General features: G+C 37.9%; 14 protein-coding genes. 8 read left to right on the top strand and 6 right to left on the bottom strand.

Going from position 1 to position 19,438, the window contains the following annotated elements:
• Positions 1-3: 3 nt before the first annotated feature.
• The 3 genes from GLIP_RS22000 to GLIP_RS19795 form a co-directional block, all read right to left on the bottom strand.
• Positions 4-168 (bottom strand): hypothetical protein, encoded by a 165-nt coding sequence (locus GLIP_RS22000; RefSeq protein ID WP_008846495.1) that lies wholly within the window; start codon positions 166-168, stop codon positions 4-6.
• Between the two features lie 69 nt (positions 169-237).
• Positions 238-3,507, bottom strand: a complete 3,270-nt coding sequence (locus GLIP_RS19800) for an ATP-binding protein (protein WP_008846494.1) — start codon at positions 3,505-3,507, stop codon at positions 238-240.
• Positions 3,508-3,620: 113 nt separating this feature from the next.
• A complete protein-coding gene (locus GLIP_RS19795) occupies positions 3,621-4,544 on the bottom strand; it encodes a GGDEF domain-containing response regulator (protein ID WP_008846493.1) in 924 nt (307 codons plus the stop codon).
• Positions 4,545-4,866: 322 nt separating this feature from the next.
• On the opposite strand from GLIP_RS19795, the gene GLIP_RS19790 reads away from it, so the two are divergent.
• The 8 genes from GLIP_RS19790 to GLIP_RS19755 all read left to right on the top strand — a co-directional run bounded on the left by GLIP_RS19790 (position 4,867) and on the right by GLIP_RS19755 (position 16,748).
• Positions 4,867-5,307 carry a response regulator gene (locus tag GLIP_RS19790; RefSeq protein WP_008846492.1) on the top strand — a complete coding sequence of 147 codons (441 nt, stop codon included), beginning with the start codon at positions 4,867-4,869 and terminating at the stop codon, positions 5,305-5,307.
• 13 nt (positions 5,308-5,320) lie between these two features.
• Positions 5,321-7,072, top strand: coding sequence for a putative bifunctional diguanylate cyclase/phosphodiesterase (locus tag GLIP_RS19785; protein ID WP_008846491.1), 1,752 nt, complete (start codon positions 5,321-5,323; stop codon positions 7,070-7,072).
• Positions 7,073-7,075: 3 nt separating this feature from the next.
• Positions 7,076-9,937, top strand: coding sequence for a PAS domain S-box protein (locus tag GLIP_RS21565; RefSeq protein ID WP_052155024.1), 2,862 nt, complete (start codon positions 7,076-7,078; stop codon positions 9,935-9,937).
• Positions 9,938-10,164: 227 nt separating this feature from the next.
• Positions 10,165-10,881, top strand: a complete 717-nt coding sequence (locus GLIP_RS19775; RefSeq protein ID WP_008846489.1) for an RNA polymerase sigma factor — start codon at positions 10,165-10,167, stop codon at positions 10,879-10,881.
• Positions 10,882-10,966: 85 nt separating this feature from the next.
• A complete protein-coding gene (locus tag GLIP_RS19770; protein WP_008846488.1) occupies positions 10,967-11,617 on the top strand; it encodes a hypothetical protein in 651 nt (216 codons plus the stop codon).
• 2 nt (positions 11,618-11,619) lie between these two features.
• Complete coding sequence (locus GLIP_RS19765; RefSeq protein ID WP_008846487.1) at positions 11,620-12,885, top strand: peroxidase family protein; 1,266 nt, start codon at positions 11,620-11,622, stop codon at positions 12,883-12,885.
• A gap of 9 nt (positions 12,886-12,894) precedes the next feature.
• Positions 12,895-13,374: a hypothetical protein gene (locus GLIP_RS19760; RefSeq protein ID WP_008846486.1), complete on the top strand. Its 480-nt coding sequence runs from the start codon at positions 12,895-12,897 to the stop codon at positions 13,372-13,374.
• 128 nt (positions 13,375-13,502) lie between these two features.
• Positions 13,503-16,748, top strand: coding sequence for a CHAT domain-containing protein (locus GLIP_RS19755; RefSeq protein WP_226992268.1), 3,246 nt, complete (start codon positions 13,503-13,505; stop codon positions 16,746-16,748).
• A gap of 40 nt (positions 16,749-16,788) precedes the next feature.
• On the opposite strand, the gene GLIP_RS19750 is transcribed toward GLIP_RS19755, so the two are convergent.
• The 3 genes from GLIP_RS19750 to hslV all read right to left on the bottom strand — a co-directional run bounded on the left by GLIP_RS19750 (position 16,789) and on the right by hslV (position 19,290).
• Positions 16,789-17,187 carry a hypothetical protein gene (locus tag GLIP_RS19750; RefSeq protein ID WP_008846484.1) on the bottom strand — a complete coding sequence of 133 codons (399 nt, stop codon included), beginning with the start codon at positions 17,185-17,187 and terminating at the stop codon, positions 16,789-16,791.
• 198 nt (positions 17,188-17,385) lie between these two features.
• Positions 17,386-18,714, bottom strand: coding sequence for an HslU--HslV peptidase ATPase subunit (gene hslU / locus GLIP_RS19745; RefSeq protein WP_008846483.1), 1,329 nt, complete (start codon positions 18,712-18,714; stop codon positions 17,386-17,388).
• Between the two features lie 51 nt (positions 18,715-18,765).
• Positions 18,766-19,290 (bottom strand): ATP-dependent protease subunit HslV, encoded by a 525-nt coding sequence (gene hslV / locus GLIP_RS19740; RefSeq protein WP_008846482.1) that lies wholly within the window; start codon positions 19,288-19,290, stop codon positions 18,766-18,768.
• Between the last annotated feature and the right edge of the window lie 148 nt (positions 19,291-19,438).

Raw genomic sequence — 19,438 nt, 5'->3', positions numbered from 1 at the left:
CTATTAAGTTGGTTTTAAGTTACCCTTCAAAACTGTTATTAGCGCCTCATATTGCTTCTCGGCCTGAGGCAGTAACAGCTCAATTGCAGCTAAGTTTTGGGTTTTAGCTTCTATCTCTATTTTGTCCAAGGTTCCATGTAATTGCATTGCACCAATATCACCGGCCACCCCTTTCAAAGCGTGGCTAAAACTGACGATATCTTCGAACGTTTTTTGATGAATACTGGCCGTTAATCGCTATAGTTTTTCCAAAGAAGTTTCTATAAATAAATGAACTATTTTATTTAACAGGGTTTGATTATTCATTAAGCGTTGCAACGCCGCATCTTTGTCCCAAACCGGCAGTGCGGACTCGCCTCCATCAAGGCTGATTTCTTGCTCAGAATGCGACACATCTTTTAGTTTGTTTTGTGGGATGTATTTGGATAACACCCAACTGGTCAACTTAGCGGTTAGTTTTTCTGCCGAAATAGGTTTAGTTACATAATCGCTCATACCTGCATCCAAACATTTTTGTTTTTCGCCTTGCATCGCATTTGCCGTCATGGCGATGATAGGAACATCGATATAAACGTCTCCAGCTGCACCGTTACGAATTTTTTTAGTTGCATCGTAGCCGTTTAATATCGGCATTTGACAATCCATAAGTACACAATGAACAGTTTCACCATCGGCGTCTGATTTTAATAATTGTTCAATCGCTTGCTGACCATTAGCAGCACGCAGAGTATTAACAGCAGTAGGTTTCAATATACCAATGGCGACTTCGATATTGATTTCGTTATCATCAACTACCAGCACAGTAGCACCGTCTAAACTCTTCATATCCATTGCTGATATATCCGTTGTTTGGCGCTGAGAATGGATACTTTCAGCCGGTTCGCTTGCTTGGCCTTTTTTACCACATTTCGCTAAAAATTCAGAAGTGGAAAGTGGCTTTGAAATGAATATTGGCTTGATATTGCTAAATAGAACTTTCGCTTCGGCAGTGTTATGCAAAGCGACTATTTGTTCTGGCGCTTTACCACTTTTCTGTAGCGCTAGCCATCGTTTATCTAATTCGTGCAGTCGCTGATCATGTTGGTCAAATATCAAAATATTCGGCAAACTTTTGGGTAATTGTTCAGGAATGTCCAGGTACTCTAGCAATTCCGATTCTGATACCACTATCGCGCCTAATTTTGTCACTATGTTTTGTAAGCTCTTTTCTAATTGAGAATTCTCCACCAAAATTGAAACAGTGTTCCCGGCGAGATACTTGACTGTTTTTTTGGGGGTGGCATTAACATTTGGGATATTTATCCAAAATGAAAACGTACTTCCTTTATCTTTTATTGATTCAAATGTTATTTCCCCATTGAGTAAACTGCATAACTGTTTACATATTGACAAGCCTAGCCCAGTACCACCAAATTTCGGTGCGACACTACTATTTTCCTGAGAAAATGCGGTAAACAATTGCCCATGATATTCCTCGGCAATGCCAATTCCGGTATCTGTCACCTCACAATAAAAACCACAGTGACTATCATCTTTTTGTTTCGAGTACGCTTTTACCAGTATAGAGCCATGTTTAGTGAATTTAATCGCATTATTGACAATGTTTGTCAGAATCTGTGAATAGCGATGAGGATCGCTAATTATTGATTCACATTGTATATCTACCGTATCGACAATAAATTCAATTCCTTTTTCTTGTGCTTTCACCGCCATACTAGTGCTTAAAGTTTCAATTAATTTGGCTGGATTAAACGCTTTGTAATCGAGATCTAACTTTCCTGCCTCTATTTTAGATAAATCCAAAATATCGTTAATTAATACAGCCAAAGAGTTAACACTCACTTCTGCCATATCCAAATAACGACACTGTTCTTCACTGAGAGGTTCTTTCCTAATTAAATTCAAAGTACCTATGATGCCGTTCAACGGTGTCCGCATCTCGTGACTAATATTAGATATAAATGCACTTTTCACATCACTGACTTTTTCAAGTTCAGCTGTGCGCTGTGCGACTTTTATTTCAAGTTCAGCATTTGCTTTACGGATCTTTTCGTCTGCAATTCTCTCGTTGGTGACATCTCTTACAATCACAGCTACGCCACTAAATCTTGAACCATCTTTCACAATTGCAGATAACGATAGTGACACATACAAAACTTGTCCGTTACCACTATCAATCGTGGTATCAATGGACTGCTGAGATACTCCATTTGCTAAATTATTGATCAGAAGTGCAAAGTCAACATTGGGGAATAGCGACAAATCTGCAATGGATTGATTTATTACTTGCTCAATGTTCAACCTAAAAAGATTTCGTGCGGCTCTGTTCCAACTTGATATTTGACCTTTACTATTTAATCCGATAATCGCATCTTTTGAAGCATCAACAATGGCGTCTGATTCAGCTCTTGTTTCAGCCAACTCCTGACTTTTTCGTAAACCTCTATCAAATGCAATTAATATAAACAATAAAACACTAGTAATGACGAATAAAAATGCGTAAACGTTCGTACGCCTTTGCATAGCAACATTCTTTAATACTTCATCGGGCGTAAGAATATGGGCAATCAAAAAACCGTCTTTAAGGTTACTGCTTAATATGATTTTTTTACCTAAAGAATATAACCTTTCTTCGCTATTTTGGTTTTCAGTTACTTTATACAATTGAGTATCTGTTTTTGAGCCAACGGAATAGTGCGAATCCCAAGTTTCATCTGGATTTAAGTCCTTACTAAACATCAGTTGTTCACTTGGGTGTAACAAAAAATAGCCTTCACTATCAGTTAAGGCCAACTGGCTTGGTTCTTCCACAATGTTTTGTAACGAATCTAATAACTGTGTGGCATTTATATTCATAATTAAGAACCCAAAACGCCGCATCTGATTGTCGAATATAGGTATCGATAACCTAAGCATAGGTCGATAGGGAAACTCTATTTCGCCAAATTCCCGATTTAGGGAAATTGGTGATAAATACATTTGTCCATCAAGTAATTGTGTACTTTGCTTGTAGTAATCATTATTGCTTTTATTTTGAAGCTGAGCATTGCTTACAACCTTTACGCCCCCCCCATCACGATCAACACGAACTAACTCTTTGCCTTTACCGTTTGCGCTAATAATACGAAGTTGTTCATACTCAGAATTGTGTTGAATGAAGGCAACAAAAATAGTTTCTAATCGCAGTTTCCACTGTTCAAAAGTAGAATCATCATATTTATCCTTACCTTCTATCGTGTTTGCTAAGCCAGCAATAGGTGGAGTTGCATAAAGAAAAAGCAAATCATTGCGATATTTAGTGAGTTTTTCGTGAACTTGATAGTTAATTCGATCAGTGGTAATCGTTTGCTCATCTTCAACTGACTGCATGACACTGGAACTAAGCTGCGTTTCAAAAAAGACCACCGTCACTGAAAATATGACAAAAATGACGAAAAAAGACATTGCGAACAAGTTCTTTCCATCGTTCCAAAACTTTAAACTTAAAGTCGCAGTGGTATTCGACATTCAGCAACACCTTCTAAAACGGCTATACGTAAAAACAATACAACATCGCCAAACTTAAGTTAAGTTATTAAAACCTTGTATAAGAATACTTTTGTGATTATTTGCCTTGTATCTTAACTGGCATATTGATTTCGCCCTTTTTGCTTAGCTGCGTAAAGAGCGGAGTCTGCTTTTTGTATAATTTCATTAGCCTGAATTAACGTAGTAATTAACGAGCTATGTATACCAATGCTGACATTAACCAGACCATTTGAAGAGGGTTCATTAGGTATTTTGAGCGCAGCTATCTTTTCAAGAATTTGTTGCGATACATGTTCCGCACCGATTTGTTCGGTATCAGGTAAAAGACATAAAAACTCTTCGCCACCGTAGCGAAATGCTAAATCAGTTGGGCGAAGTAATACATCGCGAATTGCTTCTCCTACCTCTTTTAAACACTCATCACCTTTTAAATGACCATAAGTGTCGTTATAAAGTTTAAACCAATCAATATCGATCATGAGTAACGACAAAGGCGTTTTGCTGCGGATCGATTGTAATATGGTTTTTTCAAGTATTTCATCTAATAAATGACGGTTGTACAAGCCTGTTAAACCATCTACAAATGACATTCTGCGCAGTAGATCTGATTGCAACTTTAAAGTTAAATGGGCCTTTACTCGATTTTGTAGGGTAATTCCATTGACTGGTTTATTTACAAAATCTACCGCTCCAGCTTCCCAACATTTATTTTGATCATCCTGATTTTTTACGGATGTGATAAAAATAATCGGTATATGCTGCAGGTTAGGATCTGTTTTTATTGTTTGGCAGGTTTGCAATCCTGACATTCCAGTCATCAACATATCAAGTAGAATCATGTCTGGAGTATTGTTCTTACAAAACTCTAATGCTTCTTCACCAGAATGGACTATTTTAGTTTGGTACAAATCAGATAATAAGTCTGCAATCACCATTGCACTGATAGGCTCATCTTCCACAATTAAGATAAGAGATTCACTCAATGAACTTTTTTGCTGGTAATAATTTCCGATCAAGAACTAATGCCTTATGAGCTAACTAACCACAACAATTTTGCTGGTTTTTCATGTGCGATTTAATCAGTTTTACTGGGAAAGTCAAACCAATAGGCGCTTTCAAGGGGTATTTTTTTGATTTTATTTTCATAAGTGCCGAGAGTTTTTCTTACCACATGGCACTTAGGTCTATTGGAGTGTCATTAATTGGCGAGCGAAAACTTTTTACCAATTTTTTGATTTTTATAAGAATATCTACAATATTAATGGGATTAGTGTCTAGAAATTGGTCAGCACCGGTTGTTTGACTAGGTTAACAACAAAATAGTAGAGGGATTACATAATGTTGTATGAAAATGTGACCACTCGAAAAGCCACTGTATTTTTAGTCGACGACGATGATCTTGACGCAATAGCAGTGGAAAGAGGGTTCAAAAAGCACAAAATTGTCAACCCAATTGTCAGAGCAAAAAACGGCATGGAAGCCCTCGAGATGTTACGTTCTTTCCATGACGTGCGCGCGCCTTATGTTGTTCTGCTAGATATCAACATGCCAAAAATGGACGGATTAACTTTATTAAAAAAAATCCGCGATGATGACATATTGGCGCAATCAGTAGTGTTTATTTTGACTACATCTGACGCAGAGAAAGACAAATTTGAAGCTTACAATTTAAATGTAGCGGGATATTGCTTAAAGCAAAATAGTGGAAACGATTTCACTAATTTTGTCAAAATGTTAGACAACTTCTGGCGAGTTGTCGAATTACCAGAAATATATTGAATGGATACATTAAATGGGCACACAAAAAGCGATATCGGTGTTAATTATTGATGATGACGAACTGGATCGAATGTCAATCAAACGTGCGTTAAACGCTGCTGAATCCTTAAAGTTTGGATATTCGGAAGCCGCCACGCGAGAAGAGTCGATAAGCTTATTAGAAAAAGGCAACTTTGACGTAGTACTGGTTGACTACCGTTTAACAGATTCAAATGGGTTAGATTTAATCCGCTATATGAATCAACAGGTTTTGGATCAACAATATGCCATTATCATGTTGAGTCACCAAAAGGATGAATCGCTTGCCGAACAAGCATTGGATGTTGGTGCACACGATTTTTTACTTAAAGATGACGTTGATACTCGCAGAATCGTGCGTACGATTCGTCAGGCAATGTATCGTAATAAGCTCGAAAACAGAGTAAATCAACAAACCAATGAACTTCGGCAACTAGCTGAAAACGACGCGTTAACCGGCCTATCCAATCGCTATACTTTCGAGCAGATATTAAAAAACGCGTTTTCTCGCATTACACGCATTTCTGGAACTCTAGGCGTTCTTTTTCTGGATCTGGATGAATTTAAATATGTTAATGACTTACTTGGACATAACACAGGTGACGAACTCCTAAAAGAAATCGCGTTTAGATTGAGAAATGTCATTCGAGGAAATGATTTTTTAGCAAGGTTAGGCGGTGATGAATTTGTCGTTTTGGCGCAAGATATTGATGAAGAAAAACAAATATCCAACTTAGCATCGAGAATTATAGCGTCGTTAAAGCAACCTTTCAAAATTCAAAACAACGATATTACGATTTCCGTGAGTGTGGGAATTGCAGCCTATGGCCCTAGCGCAAGTACCCCTGCTGAAATTATGAAATGTGCAGACATAGCCATGTATCAGGCAAAAATGAATGGCCGCAATCAATTTTGTTTTTATACCCATGATTTACATCATCAAATAAGCAAACGCGCTTGTTTAGAAGCTGATTTACGCAAAGCTATACAAGAACGGCAATTCGAGCTCTATTATCAACCCCAAATTTCCTGCAAAACTGGCATGATAACAGGAATGGAAGCGTTAATTAGATGGAATCACCCAACTAGAGGTTTCTTATCGCCCGTCGAGTTTATTAGTTTAGCTGAACAGATTGGTTTGATGCCGCAAATAGGGAGTTGGGTGTTACATCATGCGTGTTGCCAATTCCGTGAATGGCAACTCAAGTTTGGCTTGAATGATTTAGACTTAACAATGTCAGTAAATGTATCAGCTAAACAGTTATTACGTAGTGATTTTGTAGATTCAGTCAAAGTTGCTCTGCATGATTCAGGACTCAATCCATTTAGCTTAAAGTTAGAATTAACCGAAAATGCGCTGATTCACAACCCAGAAAGTGTTGCGTGTAAATTACAAATGGTAAAAGAAATGGGGGTGCATATTGCCTTAGATGACTTCGGAACAGGTTATTCTTCGCTTCAGCACATTCGTATGTTCCCTATTCACACCCTTAAAATTGACAAAAGCTTTTTAGATACTGCTGGCGATGGCAGCACGCTGGAAAGACTACTAATTGCGGTTGTACAGTTTGGAAAAACATTAGGGCTTTATGTCATCGCTGAAGGCGTAGAGGAAAGTTTTCAACTCGAGTTTTGCAAACGAAATAACGTCGATTCGGTGCAAGGCTATTATTTTGCAAAACCGCTCTCTTGCAAGGATTTTGAAGCCTATTTTTATGGTGCTAAAAATCTATTACCTAAAAAATAATGAATGAGAAATAATATCCTCAATCATAAAGCCATGACATGGAGCTTGGCTTATTTGCTGGTTGCACTTTCGATCTCGTATACGATTGCGAATTATTGGCAAAAAAAGGTAGAAAAAGTCACCTTAGACGACCTGGCAAGCATTGTCGAATATCAGCAAGATGCCATTCAGCAATTTCTATATCATTACGCCGATCACCTTTTATTCTTTTCAAAAATGCCGGATGTAAAACAGGCGATTTCGTCCCTTAAAACGAATGAGTCTCAACTCAGTAAGCCTGAACCGTTTAAGGAGGTCGAAGAAGAGTTTTTATTGTACCTATCAGTCGAAAACAAAGTAATGCAATTACGTTTAATTGACGCTGCCAGTGGTATGGAGTTGATGCGGGTTGAACGAAATGAAAACATTACAAGCGCTATCCCCGAATCCGCATTACAAGATAAATCCCATCGGGACTACTTCAAACATTTAATTGAACTTAAAACTAATGATATCTATATTTCAGATATTTCTTTAAATCAGGAAAACGGAAAAATATCCACACCAGTCACCCCAACTATTCGCTTAGGCAGGCCGGTGGAGACTAATACGCAGACCATCGCTGCTTTCGTATTTATGAATATTGATATTCATAAACTGTTCGAAGAAGTTTCTTATAAACGATTTTTTGGTAATGATACCTACAGTGTATTTTTAAATAATAACAATGGTGACTTCTTAATCCACCCAAACTCAGAAAAAACGTTCGGGTTTGAATACGGTAATCAATATCTATGGGAACATAGCTTTAAAGACCTGCAGCGAGACAATCGCTTCGAATATATCGGCAATGGTCTAACGAATCCTTCTTCAGAATATTACATTTTGTCTAGAAAAATTTGGCTCGACAATAATCGGTTTGTCACTTTATCAGTTGCCACATCAACACAATCCGTAATCTGGGCAAAATGGACGGCATTTGCTTATTGCATGCTTAGCTTTTTTGTTTTTAGTCTTTTTGTAGCGTTTCTTTTATACCGTATTAGAGTAAAAACTGATGAGCTAAATCAGCAAGACTTATTGAAAGCAAAGGAGCGCTTTCATCTAATCGTAGAAGCGGCCCCTCATGGCAAGATTGTGGTTAATGACAAAGGCATAATTGAAATGGTGAATGCAGAGATTGAAGAGATCTTTGGCTATGAAAGACAAGAATTAATCGGCCAACCAATCTTAACCTTAATTCCTGACTCAGTTAAAAGTCGACATGGTCACTACCACAAGACATTTATGCAAACCCCGAGTAAAAGAGCTATGGGTAAAGGCCAAGAACTGTTTGGTCGGCGTAAAGATGGTTCGGAAGTCCCCCTTGAAATTGGGCTTAGCCCAATTAAATTCGGCCAAGAACAAAAAGTACTTTGTGGTGTTATTGATATTTCTGAACGCAAAAAATATGAATCCTTATTCAAAACCGCGATTGATTCAGCACCTAATGCGATATTGATGATCAATGATGAAGGTTTGATTGAGTTAACAAATCGGGAACTAGAAAACTTATTTGGCTACATGCAAGGCGATATGATTGGTAAACCGGTAGAAATGCTTTTGCCTGAACGATTTCGAAGTGCGCATGTGGGTCATCGACAAAATTACTTTAAAGGCCCTAAAAAAAGAGCCATGGGAGCGGGACAAGATTTATTTGGTTTAACATCCTCTGGCAACGAAATTCCCATTGAAATAGCGTTACAACCAGTACAAACAAATGCAGGTTTAAAAATATTTTCGTCAATATTCGATCTGACGGATGTTCTTCGACGTGAACGCAAACTAAGGCATCTAACTGACATCTTAAACCGTACCAACAAAATTGCCAAAATTGGCGGTTGGGAACTAGATTTAGAAACCCTCGAGGTGATCTGGTCTGAACAAACCTTTGCTTTGTACGACATGCCTTTTTCAGATAAACCTATTTCATTTGATGAAAGCATTCGTTGTTATGACGAGCAAAGTAAAGAATTATTGGCTGAGCACATACAAAAGGCGACTGAAGAAAAGCAGGGTTGGAATTTAGAATTATTAATGCACACCAGCAAAGGCAATACTAGATGGGTTAATACGATCGGCACTGTTGAACTTAAAGATGAAAAACCGATTAAACTGATAGGTACGATTCAAGATATCACTGAACGTAAACAGGTAATGGAAGAGCTTGAACGCAGTAACAAAGACTTAGATAGCTTTGCTTATATTGCTTCGCATGATTTAAAGTCCCCTCTAAGAGGGGTACAGCAATTAACGAACTGGATCGAAGAGGATTTAATAGCAGTACAAGATTCTGAAATTAACCAACATTTATCATTGCTGCGGTCTAGAGTAAATCGTATGGAACGTTTGTTGGATGACTTATTAACCTACTCTCGGGTTGGTCGAGAAGACGCTAAAATAGAAACTGTCGATGTAACTGAGTTGATTACTTATATTTTTGATTTTTGTAACGTTTCCGGAAACTTTAACCTCGTCATTGAAGGTTATTCTGGGCATGTAAAAGTACTCCGAGTCCCACTTGAAAAAGTACTTAGAAATCTCATCAATAACGCCATTAAGCACCATGATAAACCAACCGGTACAATAACAGTTAATGTCGAATTACAAACCAAACAATGTATTTTTGAAATAAAGGATGATGGCCCAGGTATTGATGCAGAATTTAATGAAGTGATATTTGAAATATTTAAAACTTTGCGTCCGCGAGACGAAGTTGAAGGAAGTGGAATGGGTTTAGCAATTGTTAAAAAGTCTATAGAGAGTCAAGGCGGGAAAATCAAGGTCTTTGATAACGTACCAAGGGGGGCATGCTTTCGTTTTAGCTGGCAGTTTTATATTGATTAGAATACACAATATTAAATCCACTTTAGGTGATTTTGCCCATAAAAAAACAATCCTTTATTCAAAATCGCTTTTGAACACAATTAAATAATTTAAGAGAACTGACTAGATGCTGTTGCATCGTATAGATATTTCCTCTAAGTTTTAGCTTTCCGATCTTCTGCAATAAAAATACCTGAAAAGTAGATCGTTGATTCATATGTATAAAGTGATGGGAGCTACTATTAGGCATGGGTACGTCTGAGTATCTGGTGAACAGAATTGCCTCTGGCGAAACTCTAGCTGAACAAGAATTGGTCAATAAATATTGGAAAAGTCTGTTGTTTATATTAAAAAAACAGACTGACGATGATGAATTAGCAAATGATATTGCTCAAGACACTTTCATCATTGTTATTGACAAAATCCGTAAACAGAAAATAGAAAATCATGCTGCAATTGGTGCATTCGTTCGTCAAACAGGCGTGAATTTGTTGATCGCTCATTTCCGCAAAGAAGCACGTCGCAAAACGGATAACTCAGATAGCATCGACCTTGAATTTCCCGATGAATCTCAATCAGCATTAAACTCCATTAATTCGAAACAGTTAGTACAAATCGTACAACAGGTTATGGATGAATTGCCGGCACAAAGAGACAAAGATATTCTTTATCGGTATTTTGTATATGGGCAATCGAAAAAGCTCATATGTGATGAATTTGAATTAACATCAGAACACTTCGATCGGGTACTTTATCGAGCTCGAAGTCGGCTAACACAGATCATCCAATTAAAACTAGGAGTTGACCTCAACAAATCCAACGTAACTTCATTGTTAAGTCTTGCGTTAACGTTACAACTTTCATTTTCTGCACAAACTTCAATAAATGATACTTTTTTTCAACCTCAGGTGAGAGAAATATCAATGCCACATCACTTGCTTTTAGACAGCGCTATTAAAGAATAAATCAGCCAAGTAACAATCTCTTAGTCGGAAAACAAAAAATCGACACTTGCAGATGAACGCCTGGCCAATCAAATAAGAGGCTCGAATGAAACCAATGGATCAGGCATATATTGAAGAACGCGACATCGCGAATCGCTATATGCAAGGAAAGCTTTGTGCAGAAGAGTGTGAAGAATTTGAGATTTTCCTAATGGAAAATTCAGACATGGTAGACAAATTAAACATCGACTCAATGTTTATCAAAACACTGCCATTTATAAACAACAAAACAGTTCAAAAGCCTGCATTTACGTTTTGGAAATCGCTATTTGCAACCCCAATACGGGCCAGTTTAGGAACTGCGTGTGCTTGTGCGCTCGTTTTTGCATTTGTATCCAAAACTAACTTGCTACCTCCTGTTAATGACACATTAAACTCGCCGTCATTGATATATGTTTCTTCAATTAGAGGGAATACAACGCAAGTAGATGCTAGTTTGTACCTTAGTGACATTTCTGACTCAGTCTCGTTAGTAGTGCAAGATGACTTTGAATTAGGTCACGAATATCAAATTAATATGTTTGCGAGTGCGAATGATTCAGCAATCCATTCGGCAACATACCTGCCAAATAGTGACCAAGAAATAGTGGTATTAATCAACAAAGATATGCTGCAACCAGGATTACTAGAAATTCAATATTCCCTTAATACAAGTAATCAAAAGTCAAAGTCTTTGGTAGTATCAGTAAGAGATTAATTATGTTGGATTTTAGTTTCACGCACAAGCTTAAGAAAATGTGGAAAGCCGATTATTTGAGTGACCCTGTGTTGCTGCAAATTGCAGAAAAATTATTGGAAAATAACAATACTGTGCCCTCTAGTCATTTAGATGCAGGTATGACGTATTTTGGTCAAATGATTGCCCACGATATTGCTCCGCACACCACGCCCCCCGAGCAACCCGTTAGAGCAATTTCAAATGAATTGTTACTCGAAAGTTTATATGCTTATCCTAATCGCATTGTGAATGATAAATTTGAGATGCGTGCCATACAATGGCAAGGCGTTAAAGGATTCGATGTTGCACGAGATCAAGAGGGCAACCCGTTAATTCCTGAACATCGAAATGATATCAACCGAATTGTGTGTCAGTTGCAAACGTTTTGGCAAAACTTTCACAATCAGTTAATTTCAGCGCCTTATCATTTCGATTTTGAAAATGCAAAATGCCATACAATTTTGACTTTCCAGTTTGTAACCGTGGAGTATTACTTGCGGAACCTTTTAGATCCGCACATTTTTGATATTTATTTCAATCAGAAAAAGAAACCGGAATTACCTTTTAAAGAAGAGCAACGCTTAGACTTTTTCCATAACAGTGCCTTTCGTTTCGGTCATAGTATGGTTAGAAATAGCTATGCGCTCAGGCGTTTTCAACCAGAAGTTCCGTTGACATCGTTATTCGCTTCTTCTCAGAAGATCGAAGATAAACACGTCGTTCAGTGGCGGCGCTTTTTTGGCGATAATCAAAAAGCCAATAAAATTGATCTTTCACTAGCAGATGCTATGTCGAAAATACGATTCCCATCGGGTAATGCTGAAATGATTAGAGTGATATTTAAAAACTTATTGGCTGGACTCAATAAACAAATCCCGTCTGGCTACAGCATTGTTAAAAAGATCAATTCTCAATTGGATTTAAAAGCATGTCTTCAATTGGAGCCGCTGAGTGAATTGCCGCCAGAGTTTTCAGATATCGATGAATTGAGTGTTCAGAATCTGCCGCTTTGGACATACATTTTACATGAAGCGGCGACCACTCATGATGGTGAAAGACTTGGCAAGCTAGGTAGTATTTTGATTGCAGATGTATTGCATGATGCGATCAACACAAAGGCCTTGTCGATATTCAAAAATGGGGTTTATGATAAACATCACGCATTAAATGTCTTGGCAGATGTTAAAGACAGGTTGCTCGACGAAGACAACAATGTAGACTTAAATAAATTCTTCAGTGTAATTTAAGGAACCCAGGTGACAGAACAAATAATAAGAAAAATCAATCCATTAGGCATCGAGGCTACCAGTGATTCGAGTGGTAATAAAACTCAGGAAGAAATGATCTCACAAATAAGTCCTTGGTTTTTTGTACCAGGACACGAGTATTTCATTGAAGTCACTAAAAAAAGATTAGGCGATTTACTTTATGTCCAAGAGTTTGCGGTAAACCAAGACGGATCAAGTGCAGATGAATGGCCTGAGTTATTTAGATTAGCATCCGATAATACGGTTTTTGTACTTAACGAAGACAAAACTCAGTTGGTGAATATCAACGACGGCGTGTCGACCATCTTGTTTGATGATCTAGAAGGCTGGCACATTATTGAATGGACCAATCATTTACCTAAGGATGATAACCCTGAAAGTGAAATAGTTGGTGAAGTCACTTGGCAAGATAAATATGGCAATAAAGCAATATCAAAACATAGTTGGATCGTCTACCTTCTAGATTGAACACTCCTAGGTTTTTAAAGTGCCGCTGCAGCTCAGCGACACTGAGGTAAAGTTTCTTATCCCGAACAACAGTTATATGGGTTACAATCCCCGTAATCCATATTTATTTAAGATTCGCTTTGCCCAAAATGTTTCGTATTTTTCCCTTTTTATTGATGTTTCTTAGTGTAACTTTTAGTTGTCGAGGGACGGAATCTGCTGACGTAGTTTATTTATTGAATGCACAAACTGCACTCTTAAAAATAAGTGAAGCAGAACAACAATTGCATTTTAAAGTAATCGTAAATGAACAATTGCTACTTGAGAAAACGATCAATAACAAGGAGGGCGATGAGTATTTTGAGGTTTTGCAGTTCAATCAACTGCAAAACAATGTAAAGGTTGTGGTAAATTACGATAATTTCGCCCCACAAATTAATCTAACTGAGCTTAATGAAGCTGAAAACCAAGCATATCTAACCGCTAGTAAAACATTAGCAAACTTAAGTGTAAAACCATCCATATCACATAATGCAATTTTAACAAATTTAACTCATAAAAATCTGCAATCAGACTTTTCACAGTGGTCTCTGCGTCGTCTAAAACAAATATCAAAAGAGCACAAGCATTGGTCACTAAGTTTTCTGGCGAGTATCCGTTTAAATCAATTTAGTGCAAACGATATTGTTAGCCAATGCCATTCGCTTACCTCGTTATTCGAACCCTCTAAACACCTTGATACCTCTTTGAAAGTAAGCTACGCCGCTCAACTTGCTGCCACTCTTTATGTATTTTCAAAACATCACGGAAAACTTAATAGTGAGCCTTCAAGTAACCTGACCCAAAATCAGTTTTTACAGCAATGTGGTTTGATTTTCACTGAGTTGCAATCTCCTCAGCAAACAGAATTGGACCTCGATAAATATGCCAAATATATTTACCAAGAAATACTAGAAAGTTTGTCGGATTCACCAAAATGGTTAACCGCAGACATACTTCATCACCTATGGTTTTATTATAACTTTAGAGAAAGGCATGACTTAGCACTAGAAACAGCGGAAAGCGCGATTTCTAAAGCTAAACAAGCGCCTGAATTCGCTTTTTTGATGCCAGAACTATATAGCAATGCATTTTTGTCTTCCTATCGGCAAGGGGCTTTTGCCCAAGCGCATAATTACTTGAATCAAGGTTTGAACTTAGACAGTCAAACCGACAGCCTGAAAATTGCTTCACTATTATTTAGTAAGGGATTCTTATTTTATCAAACAGGTGAATTTGATACGGGCTCTCGCTACTTCAATAAAACAATTTCAGAAATGCAAACCGAAACTCCTAATCAGGCTTGGAAATTAGAAAACTGTTTAGATACCAATAATGGAAATCTAATGATTGCAAGGGCTGCGGTGATGATAGGCGCGACCAGCCGAGAAGAAGAGCAACTGTCAGAGGCTGAACTTTGGCTCCAATGCGCTGCTCATTTGTTGCGGGATAAAAACGATTATTACCAGATTGTATTGCAAGTCGAACTTGCTAAAACAGCTATAAAACAAAACCAATTCGATCAGGCAAAAGTACACTTAGAGAACGTGCTAAACGATCCCCGCACACTTTACTCCACTCAAATCGATGCAAAAATCCTAGAGCAAAAAATTAACATCCTTTACTTAGGTGAAAAATACGATAAAGACGAATTAGATAAGCTCGCCAGCTTATTAGGCTATACCAGTTTTTTTGATGAACATATCACTCAGCTTGAAAATACCGCATTACCCATCAAACAAATTGAAGTATTTACTTTACTTGTACAAATAAGCCATCAACAAAAAGCCTATAAATGGGTCAATATTTTTGCGGATAAAGCGATGTCGTTAATCGAAAAAAGTCGCACATCGGTTGCAAATCCGCAGGCTTGGAATGCGGCAAGGTTCAGCTTTATCAATACATACATTGTATCTTTGTTAGATGAAAGTCGATTACAAACATCTCAAGGTGACTATGCAAAACTGTTTGAAGTTTTAGAAAAATATTATTCAGTTGATCCGCGTTTTGAAAAAAATCTATTTTCCATTAATGACACAACTAGTGAAAATGCGGAACAAATTAAACGCCTTTATGATATCTGGTTAGCCGAAGAAAAAATCATCTTGATGTCTGAAACAGACAATGAAAAATCTCGACTTTATGAAGCAAGAGACGATTATTTGGCACAAGTCTTAAAGCACCAAAACGATTCACTCGTGTTGCCTAATATTAACTTATTTGAATTTCAAAAATTATTACCTGCAGAGCAGATGTTAGTCCGCTTTTTTTCTGACGGTGAGATTATGTATTCGTTAAATATTACTCGAAACCATCAAGAAGTTCGAAAAATAGCAAGAGTCACAGAACTTAAGGAAATGGTGAATAATTACGTAGATGGTACAGCAGCCTCGAACAAACCATGGCTCACTTCAAAATTTCGACATATCCCATTATTGCCAGTTGAAATGATTAGACGCCAAGGTATTGATAAGATTTTGATTATCCCAGATGAAAGTCTGCATAAAATGCCATTTTCAATGTGGAATACAGCAACAGATGAACGTCGCTACAAGCCTTTAGTTGAAAGCGTACAATCGATTTTTATCACTTCAGCTTCTTCTTATTTGGAAGATATTGTTCGTACGAAAAGTGAAAACTTTGAAGTGTCTATTTTCGCTAACCCTGATTTCACGATTCAACAAAACTCCAAAACTGGCAGTCCAAACGGTTCCGAATTTAAGACGTTATTTGGTGTTTCATCCTTACCAGGCACACTTGAAGAAGCTGAATTTATGGCGGGATTATTTTCTGAACAACAAATAAACCGAGGTATTTCTGAAAATGCCACTAGCCAATTTTTGATGTCTGATAAGGTACGTAACTCTAAAATATTGCATATTGGAACGCATGGTTATTTTGACCAACAGTTACCTGATATTGTTGGTGTATTGACTGCGGGAGCAAAAGAAAATGGTCATATCACGCCAGGTTTCCTGAGTCTAAACCAACTATTGAGTAAACCAGTATCTTCTGACTTAGTATTTGTTAGCGGATGTGAAACTATGGTTGGGAAAAATTATAAGGGTTCAGGTATGCGCAGCATTACACGCGGATTTCTTGCCCAAGGTGCGAAATCTGTCGTTGGCACAATTTGGCCCATTCAAGACCGGCCCACATCAGTATTTGTAAAGAAGTTTTATGTCAATTTGTTGGAAACCGACGGTGATGCACCAAGAGCATTGCAGATAACTCAGCATGATTTTCATCGAGGTGGAAAGTATCGCCATCCAAAGTATTGGGCTGGTTTTGTATTGACTTCAACGAATCAAGTAGACAGTCAAATTTTTAGTCAAGAAATAGCTAACAATAGATAACAGTAAAAAACGAGAGGTTCAATGACGAGAGTTATCTTACTCAACCTAAATCGTCATACCGCGTTTTCTCTTGTTCTACTTCAAGCCATTCTATAGCCAATTCGCGGGTGGAAAATAATTGTAAATTCCAAACTTTATTGGCCGGAGTGGTATCTCTTAATACCTCAGTTCGAATCTTTGAAATATTATCGTAAGTAACCACAGCAATCGCATGTAAATTCTGCATATTTGCCAGTTTTAATTGCGCACAAAATTTATAAGTATATGAATTCACTTTATTAACTAAAACTGAAAACGGCGCTGATAAATGTAGAATTAAAAATGTCTCTAATTCCTCGGCGATTTGCCCATCCATTGCAACCCCTTCATTCACAATCACTTCCGCTATGTCTTCTGAAAGAATAATAATTTTAGCAAAATCTAAAACGTGTAAAGACATCCTATTAATCTAGCCTGTAGCAATTTTAATCTTGACCTAATTTAGCAATTTTTTTAGATCAGCAATAGGTAAAATTGGTTATACTTTAGTAGGGTAAACCGGTTTACAAACACTTACAGAAAGTTTAAAAAATGATAAATAAACCAAAAAAAAACGCATTTAAAAATGCGTTTTTCAGGTTATCTGTTAAGTATGAAGTTATAAAATAAAACGACTCAAATCCTCGTTATCAACAAACTTCTCTAAATGATCATTAACATATTTAGCGTCAACTAAAATGGATTCATCCTGCATTTCAGAGGCATCATAGGAAATATCTTCCATTAGCCTTTCCATTACCGTATGCAAACGTCGAGCACCAATGTTTTCTGTGCGTTCATTTACTTGCCAAGCTGCTTCAGCTATACGCCTAATTCCGTCTTCGGTAAAACTCACACTGACACCCTCTGTACCAAGCAGCGCAATATATTGTTCCGTAAGAGAAGCATTTGGCTCTGTAAGTATGCGTACAAAATCTTCGACGCTTAAGGCTGAAAGTTCAACTCGAATCGGCAGACGACCTTGCAACTCTGGAATTAAATCAGAAGGTTTGCTCATCTGAAATGCGCCAGATGCAACAAATAATATGTGGTCAGTTTTGACCATGCCATGTTTTGTAGAAACAGTCGAACCTTCCACTAGCGGCAATAAGTCGCGTTGAACGCCTTCGCGAGAAACGTCTGCACTGCCAGTTCCTTCGCGTTTGCAAATCTTGTCAATTTCGTCAATGAAGACAATGCCATTTTGTTCTACATTGAAGAGCGCTTTTTCCTTCAACTCTTCCTGATTCACTAGACGAGAAGCTTCTTCTTCAACTAGTAACTTAAAGGCGTCTTTTATCTTTAGCTTCTTTTTCTTTTTTTGCGAGCCTGATAAGTTTTGAAACATACCTTGAAGTTGGTTGGTCATCTCTTCCATACCAGGAGGAGCCATGATTTCTACGCCAACCTGAGGAAGGGCAACATCAATTTCAATTTCTTTATCATCTAGCTGGCCTTCACGTAACTTCTTACGAAAGGCTTGCCGTGTGCCTTTATCTTCTACGGCTTCTTTTTCACCCCAGGCATTCTCAGGAGGCGGTAAAAGCGCATCTAATATTCTATCTTCTGCCGCTTCTTCAGCTCGATATTTCACCTTTGCAGTTTCTTGTTCTTTGGTCATTTTAATAGAGATATCTGCAAGATCACGAATGATGCTCTCTACTTCTTTACCAACATAACCCACTTCAGTGAACTTTGTCGCTTCAACTTTAATAAAAGGTGCATTGGCGAGTTTAGCTAACCGACGGGCAATTTCTGTTTTTCCTACCCCTGTTGGACCAATCATTAAAATATTCTTTGGGGTGACTTCTTGACGCAACTCAGGTGTTAACTGCATTCGACGCCAACGATTACGTAGGGCAATTGACACAGCTCGTTTGGCATCCTGTTGACCAATTATGTGACGGTCAAGTTCATGAACAATTTCTCTAGGAGTCATTTCTGACATAAAAAAACCTTTATAATGTGCAGCACTAAAATATCATCTTAGTGTTTTTGATTAATAATCTAGTGTTTCCACTGTTTGACTGTGATTGGTAAAGACACAAATATCACCAGCAATCGTCAGACTTTTTTCAGCAATTTCTTTCGCGCTAAGTTCGGTGTTAGCCAAAAGCGCCGTGGCCGCAGCTTGAGCGTATGGGCCACCCGAGCCAATAGCAATCAGATCTTGTTCTGGCTGAACGACGTCACCGTTACCGGTAATAATAAAAGATGCAGTATGATCTGCTACAGCAAGCAGCGCCTCTAGCTTGCGTAACATTCGATCTGTTCGCCAATCTTTAGCTAACTCAACCGCGGCTTTGGTTAAGTGCCCTTGATGCATTTCCAACTTACTTTCAAAACGTTCAAATAACGTGAAAGCATCGGCTGTTCCACCAGCAAAGCCAGCGATAACTTTATCGTTATACAATCTGCGCACTTTTCGCGCATTGCCTTTCATCACGGTATTACCTAATGAAACCTGTCCATCTCCGGCGATGACCACTTGATTATTACGGCGTACGGATACTATGGTAGTCACGTCTGCTCCTTGTTTAGCTCAACTATGTCAACCCGATAATACAACGGGTGACGATTCAATGGAGTATATGTGGGGAGCGGGAAGGAAATTTCAAGGATTGAAGAACAAGTAACCTAAAATTGCGCATATTTAAATATAAGTCTGCCCA

This window comes from Aliiglaciecola lipolytica E3, assembly GCF_000314975.1.
GTDB lineage: Bacteria > Pseudomonadota > Gammaproteobacteria > Enterobacterales > Alteromonadaceae > Aliiglaciecola > Aliiglaciecola lipolytica.
The sequence above is the reverse complement of the archived record's forward strand: the minus strand, read 5'-3'. Positions and strand labels throughout refer to the sequence as shown.